The organism is Myroides pelagicus, assembly GCF_009711055.1.
GTDB classification, from domain to species: domain Bacteria; phylum Bacteroidota; class Bacteroidia; order Flavobacteriales; family Flavobacteriaceae; genus Flavobacterium; species Flavobacterium pelagicum.
The window spans coordinates 53,986-60,516 of the sequence record NZ_WMJY01000020.1 but is presented as its reverse complement, the minus strand read 5'-3'; the positions used below and the strand labels follow the sequence as shown (position 1 = coordinate 60,516).

General features: G+C 32.2%; 6 protein-coding genes. All 6 read left to right on the top strand.

What is annotated here, in order from left to right:
* Nucleotides 1-157 precede the first annotated feature (157 nt).
* On the top strand, nucleotides 158-631 hold the full coding sequence (locus GJV77_RS09865) for an Lrp/AsnC family transcriptional regulator (RefSeq protein ID WP_155036190.1): 474 nt from the start codon (nucleotides 158-160) through the stop codon (nucleotides 629-631).
* A gap of 2 nt (nucleotides 632-633) precedes the next feature.
* Nucleotides 634-1,656: an EamA family transporter gene (locus tag GJV77_RS09860; protein ID WP_155036189.1), complete on the top strand. Its 1,023-nt coding sequence runs from the start codon at nucleotides 634-636 to the stop codon at nucleotides 1,654-1,656.
* 264 nt (nucleotides 1,657-1,920) lie between these two features.
* Nucleotides 1,921-3,678: a 30S ribosomal protein S1 gene (gene rpsA / locus GJV77_RS09855; protein WP_155036188.1), complete on the top strand. Its 1,758-nt coding sequence runs from the start codon at nucleotides 1,921-1,923 to the stop codon at nucleotides 3,676-3,678.
* Nucleotides 3,679-3,832: 154 nt separating this feature from the next.
* Nucleotides 3,833-4,627: a hypothetical protein gene (locus GJV77_RS09850; protein ID WP_155036187.1), complete on the top strand. Its 795-nt coding sequence runs from the start codon at nucleotides 3,833-3,835 to the stop codon at nucleotides 4,625-4,627.
* A complete protein-coding gene (locus GJV77_RS09845; protein WP_155036186.1) occupies nucleotides 4,627-5,388 on the top strand; it encodes a hypothetical protein in 762 nt (253 codons plus the stop codon). Before GJV77_RS09850 ends, GJV77_RS09845 begins: the two co-directional genes overlap by 1 nt.
* A gap of 8 nt (nucleotides 5,389-5,396) precedes the next feature.
* Nucleotides 5,397-6,488 (top strand): toxic anion resistance protein, encoded by a 1,092-nt coding sequence (locus GJV77_RS09840; RefSeq protein WP_155036185.1) that lies wholly within the window; start codon nucleotides 5,397-5,399, stop codon nucleotides 6,486-6,488.
* The last annotated feature ends 43 nt before the right edge of the window (nucleotides 6,489-6,531 follow it).

Genomic DNA, 6,531 nt, shown 5'->3' with positions numbered 1-6,531 from the left:
AGGCTTTTTTTGTTTATACTTTTTTAGGATTAATTATAATTGTTTTACTCGAATTATTTTCGGTTGTTTTTCATTATACTGAACATAATTCTTTTTAAGTTATTGTTTTGCGAATATAATTCTTTGTATTACCTTTGCAGCTGCAAAATTAAAAGGTATGGAATATAAACTTGATGAAGTTGATTTGACTATATTGCGTATGATGCAAGAGAATGCACGAATTAATAACTCTGAAATAGCAAGGGAGTTAGGTATGGCACCTTCAGCAGTATTAGAGCGCGTGAAAAAATTAGAGCAAAAGGAAGTATTGTTGGCTTATCATGCAAAGGTTAATCCAAATGCAATCGATCAAAAGATGTTATCTTTTATTTTTATAAAGGTAGATGAAATTATTGGGGATGAGGAAACGGGGAAACTTTTAGCTGAGATTCCTGAAGTTTTGGAAGTTCACGATATAGCGGGTGATGATGGTTATATGATTAAGGTTAGAACTTCAGATTCTTTAGCGTTAGTTTCATTAATGAGAAATTCTCTTTCACGTATTCAAGGCGTTATTTCTACACGAACAATAATTGTTTTACAAACGGTAAAAGAAGATAATAAATTAATAATTCCTGAAAAGTTAAATTAGGTATGGGAGCAGTAGTTAATAATAACGCAAGTAAAGGAGCGGTTTTATTTGCTTATATTGTGGTTTATTTTGTGTGGGGGTCTACTTTTTTCTTTATACATAAAGCATTAAGTGATTTTACGCCATTTGTATTAGGAACATTGCGTTTCTTTTCAGCAAGTTTGATCTTGTTGACTTATTGTAAAATGAAAGGATATAAGTTGTTTAATAAGAAAGTTGTTAAGCAGGCATGTATCACGGGCTTCTTGCTGTTGTTTATTGATATGGGAGCTTTGATATGGGCAGAACAGCACGTGTCTAGTGGTATCGCTGCTATTATGGCAGCAGCAGCGGCTTTATGGTTCATAATTCTTGATAAACCTCAATGGAAGAATAATTTTTCTAGTTTACCCACAGTATTAGGTTTAGTAATGGGTTTTGTAGGAGTTATAATGTTGTTTGCAGAACAAATTACCATAACTAGTGATGAGTCTCAACGTATGTTGAATATTTTCTGTATGTTTTTGTTGATTTTAGGATCAATAGCATGGACTATTGGTTCATTATATTCAAAATATTCTAAAGATAAGAATGAAGGAGATGGTGAAGATTTACACGTGATGGTGAAAACTTCTTGGCAAATGATAACAGCAGGGGTATTATTTGCAATGGTTGCTGGCTTTAATGGTGAGTTTGCAGCTTTTAAAGTAAATGAGATTTCTGTTTCTGGGTGGTTTTCATTAGGGTATTTGATTACGTTTGGCTCTATATTGGCATTTGGTTCTTATATATGGTTGATACAAAACAGACCTGTTACAGAAGTAAGTACATACGCGTATGTAAATCCAGTCGTGGCAGTTGCTTTAAGTTATTTTTTCACAGATGATATTATTACGAGTTTACAAATAGGTGGGTTAGCTGTGGTACTTGTGAGCGTAGCTTTGATGAATTGGGATTTATATAAAAATAGTAAGTTTTTTTCGAAGTTGAAGAAGCAAAAGTCTTCTAAAGTATCGCGTGACAAAGAGCAATTAAATATATCTTAATTAGAATTTATTTTTTATTATTACGATTAAGGCAGACTACTATAGAGTAGTCTGCCTTTTTATTAATTGACTTGCAGTCATGTTTTTATGTTTATTTTTTAGGTAATAGTCTTGTGTAATTCGTATATAAGAATTACTTTTGCACTGCTTTTATGTTAGCTGATCTCTATAAAAGCTTATTTATATAAAAAGTAAAACCACTTCTATTAAATGTATTAACATTAGAGATCTACAAATTAATAGAATACAAATTAATTATCAGCTATGTCTGAAATCACAAAAACACAAGAGGAATTTTTAAACGATTTTAACTGGGACCGTTACGAAAACGGTATTGATGCTGTTGAAGATAATCAGTTAAAGGAATTTGAAAGCTTAGTAGACAAAACATTCATTTCAACTGATGATGAAGAAGTTGTTGAAGGAGTAGTTGTTAGAATCACTGATAGAGATGCAATTGTTGATATCAATGCTAAATCTGAAGGTGTTATTTCTTTAAACGAATTCCGTTATAATCCAAACTTAAAAGTTGGTGATAAAGTTGAAGTATTAATCGATGTAAGAGAAGATAAATACGGACAATTAGTTTTATCTCACAGAAAAGCTCGTACAATAAAAGCTTGGGATAGAGTTATTGCTGCTCACGAAACTGGAGAGATTGTTAATGGGTTCGTTAAATGTAGAACAAAAGGAGGTATGATTGTTGATGTATTCGGAATTGAAGCATTCTTACCAGGTTCTCAAATTGACGTTAAACCAATTCGCGATTACGATCAATACGTGAATAAAACAATGGAATTCAAAGTAGTTAAAATTAACCATGAATTCAAGAACGTTGTTGTATCTCACAAAGCACTTATTGAAGCTGATATCGAGATTCAAAAGAAAGAAATTATCGGTCAGTTACAAAAAGGTCAAGTGTTAGAAGGTGTCGTTAAAAACATTACTTCTTACGGTGTATTCATTGACTTAGGAGGTGTAGATGGATTAATCCATATCACTGACTTATCTTGGTCAAGAATTAACCACCCAAGTGAAGTGTTAGAGTTAGATCAAAAATTGAATGTTGTTATTTTAGATTTCGATGATGAGAAAACAAGAATTCAATTAGGTTTAAAACAATTATTCGCTCACCCATGGGATGCTTTAGACGCTAACTTAAATGTTGGAGATAAAGTAAAAGGTAAAGTAGTTGTTTTAGCTGATTACGGTGCTTTCATCGAAGTTGCAGAAGGTGTTGAGGGTCTAATCCACGTTTCTGAAATGTCTTGGTCTACTCATTTAAGATCTGCTCAAGACTTCGTGAAAGTTGGAGATGAAGTAGAGGCAGTTATTTTAACTCTTGATAGAGAAGAAAGAAAGATGTCTTTAGGTATCAAACAATTAAGTCAAGATCCATGGACTGATATCACTGCTAAATATCCTGTAGGTTCTAAGCATGTAGGTATCGTTCGTAACTTTACTAACTTTGGTGTGTTCGTAGAATTAGAAGAAGGAATTGATGGATTAATTTACATCTCTGACTTATCTTGGACTAAGAAAATCAAACACCCATCTGAATTTGTAAATGTTGGAGACAAGTTAGACGTAGTTGTTTTAGAGTTAGATGTAGAAGGACGTAAATTATCTTTAGGTCACAAACAAACTACTGCTAACCCATGGGATAAATACGAAGATGCTTATGCTGTAGGTACTGTACACTCTGGAGAAATCTCTGAAGTTGTTGATAAAGGTGCTACTGTAGTATTCGAAGAGGATGTTGTTGCTTTCATTCCTACACGTCATTTAGAAAAAGAAGACGGTAAGAAATTGAAAAAAGGAGAAACTGCTGAATTCAAAATTATTGAGTTCAATAAAGAATTCAAAAGAGTTGTAGCTTCTCACACTTCTATCTTCCGTGAAGAAGAAGAGAAAAATGTTAAAACAGCTGAAGCTGTAAACAATAACGCTGCTGAGAAAACTACTCTAGGTGATATTGATGCTCTTGCTGAGTTAAAAGAAAGAATGGAAAAAGGTAAATAATCTTTTTTGATTTTATAGAATTGAGCCCCAACGTTAATTGTTGGGGCTTTTTTTGTTGCATAAAATGCTGATCGCTCTGTTTTTTATAAGTTAAATATTTATCTTTTTTCTACGTTTTTGGTATCTTTAGATAGAATATTAGGATAAGAAGTTCATGGGATGGTTTACAAGAAGGTCCAATAGTTGGGAGATAAAGAATAGTTTAATTTTATTAGGAGTTGTTGGAGGTATCAGCTTTATTAGTTTTGGTGTTTTAACACCTATTGCAATAGCTGTTTTTGGTCGTATTGTTAATGTTAATAGATGGTTTTGGCATTCATGTGTTATAGCTTTAGTTTATTTGTTTTTTTTGATCTTAGCTTTGTTTTTCCTAGTTGCTGATGTGGATTCTGTATATGTTTTGGCTGTAAACTTCATTAGTTTTTACATTTATGTAGTCTATATGTCGTTGGATTTAGGGGAGTATTTACAACGCCTAGATTTACAGAATATCATTAGTTTAGAGAAGAATAAAGAGTATAACTATGATGCTGTTATTAGCCAATATAATTCTGTTCAAAGTGATTCTCAAAGTACTAAAGATGAATTTATATACAAACTTGAGTATTGGAAAAATAAATTAGCAAAGCCTGAGCTCATCAAGAGTGTTGATGAGATTATACGTCTTACTAATATTATTATAACGAAAGATGATCATGCTTCAGATTTATTCTTTTTGAGACATGGTAGCTCTATTGTAAATGTATTACAGCAGTATGTTGAATTAGATAGTAGTTATATTTCTAATCCCACTGTTATTGGAACTAAGCAAAGTTTAGAACAAGTAATCATTCAATCTCGTGTTATTTTTGAAAATGAATTGTCTAATTTAATTGAAATGAAAGTTTTAGAAGTTGATAGTGAAGCATCTGTTTATATTTCAGTTTTAAAAGGAAGGGGGATATTGTAATGGGATGGTTTACGATTAAAGATAGGAATTGGGAGATTAAAAGTAGTTGGCTTATACTGTTGGGGTTATTTTTCCCATTTGTTATACCGCCAATAGCTATGTTACATATGGGGATTCTGGGGAAAATAAGAAGTTTACTCTATGGTAGTTTTCTCTGGTTGGCTTTGTATATAGGTGTTTATAGTTATTATATAATAGCAGGTGACGATAGCATTTTTAAATTATTGAGCTTTACAGTATTTCTTTGTGCTGCTGTAATTACTGCTATGTATTTCCGTTTGTATCTACAGAGACTGCACTTGAGAAGTATAATAAACTTACGATGGGATACAAGCTACGATTATAAGGACTTTATTCGAAGAAAAGAGATATCGGAAATTTTATCTATTAGTGATTTTATAGTGAGTTTGAATAAATGGAAAGGGTTAGTAAAGAATAACGAGATAAAAGGTTACATTGCAAAGATGATTTATATTACGAAGGAGATATCAAATAAGAATAATCAATTCGTAAGTGAGCTTTTCTTAGAGCGTCATGCTTTTTCAATTGAGAATATTCTACAGCAATATTATCAAATAGAAATATCTAAGCTGGATAACGTTGTTATGAATAAAGCTGAAGAAAAGCTTAGATTTACTCTTAAACAAGCTAGTACTGCTTTCGAAAATGAACTACTAGAAAAAGTTAAGTATTCTAAGATGCAGATAGAGGCTGAATCAACAGCCTATTTAGAAGATATGAAATCAAGAGGATTATTATAGATATAATTATGGAAAAAGATATTCAACAATTACGACAGGAAAGAGAGCTTGCATCTGAAGTTACTATGGAGTTTTCGGAACAAGATAAAAAGCAAATTGAAGTATTTAAGAAAAGTATTGACTTAGGTAATACGACACAAGTTATACAGTATGGTGCTGGGAGTCAATTAAAGTCTAGTGCTTTTGCTACCGAAGTATTAAAGCAAGTTCAAACGAAAGATTTAGGAGAAACTTCTGATGTTCTGGTTGGTTTGCGCTCAGAGATTAAGTCTTTTGAGGGGATTGCTGAAAAGAAGAGTTTTTTCCCATTCTTTGATTCAATAAAAAAGAAGATTGGGAGACTTCAAACACAGTATAGTAAAGTAGAAACAAATATTAATGCAATTGAGCTGCAACTTGAACGTCATTATAAAAACATGATGAAAGATGTAGCTATGTTTGATAAGTTGTTTGATGAAAACAAGAAGTATTTTAAAGAGTTGTCTTTATATATAGAAGCTGGAGATCAAAAGCTTGTCGAGCTACACCAAGATACTTTACCAAAGTTAAAGTTAGAAGCGGAAAATGATAATGACCCTTCTAAAATTCAAGCTTATAAGGATATGGAGCAACAAGTTGTTCGTTTTGAGCGCAAGGTTCATGATTTGAAATTAACCCGTATGGTAATATTACAATCGTCTCCTCAGATTAGAATGGTGCAAAACAATAGTTTGATGTTAATGGAGAAGTTGCAATCAAGTATTGTTAATACGTTGCCTTTATGGAAAAATCAAATGGTTTTAACACTGGGATTGGCTCGTTCACAACAAGCACTTAATGCTCAGCAAGCAGTCAATGATGCGACTAATTCTCTATTAACTCGAAATAGTGAAATGCTTAAAGATGCGACTGTTAAGGTTGCTCAAGAGACGGAACGTGGTATTGTTGATATTGAAACTATCAAAAAGGTAAATGGTGACATATTAACGACTATTGATGAGATTGTTCGTATTCAATCCGAGGGTAGAGAGAAGCGAAGAGCTGCGGAAGTTGAATTAAAAGAAGCTGAAAATCAATTGAAACAACGTCTTTTGAATAAAAATCCAGACGAGATTAAGTAATAGAATTTTTTAAAGTTCTTTATATAAGAAAGCCCCAAAAGTC

Excerpts from the sequence above, each read along its gene's own strand:
- GJV77_RS09865 (WP_155036190.1), top strand. The coding sequence starts at position 158 with ATGGAATATAAACTTGATGAAGTTGATTTGACTATATTGCGTATGATG.
- GJV77_RS09860 (WP_155036189.1), top strand. The coding sequence starts at position 634 with ATGGGAGCAGTAGTTAATAATAACGCAAGTAAAGGAGCGGTTTTATTT.
- rpsA (WP_155036188.1), top strand. The coding sequence starts at position 1,921 with ATGTCTGAAATCACAAAAACACAAGAGGAATTTTTAAACGATTTTAAC.
- GJV77_RS09850 (WP_155036187.1), top strand. The coding sequence starts at position 3,833 with ATGGGATGGTTTACAAGAAGGTCCAATAGTTGGGAGATAAAGAATAGT.
- GJV77_RS09845 (WP_155036186.1), top strand. The coding sequence starts at position 4,627 with ATGGGATGGTTTACGATTAAAGATAGGAATTGGGAGATTAAAAGTAGT.
- GJV77_RS09840 (WP_155036185.1), top strand. The coding sequence starts at position 5,397 with ATGGAAAAAGATATTCAACAATTACGACAGGAAAGAGAGCTTGCATCT.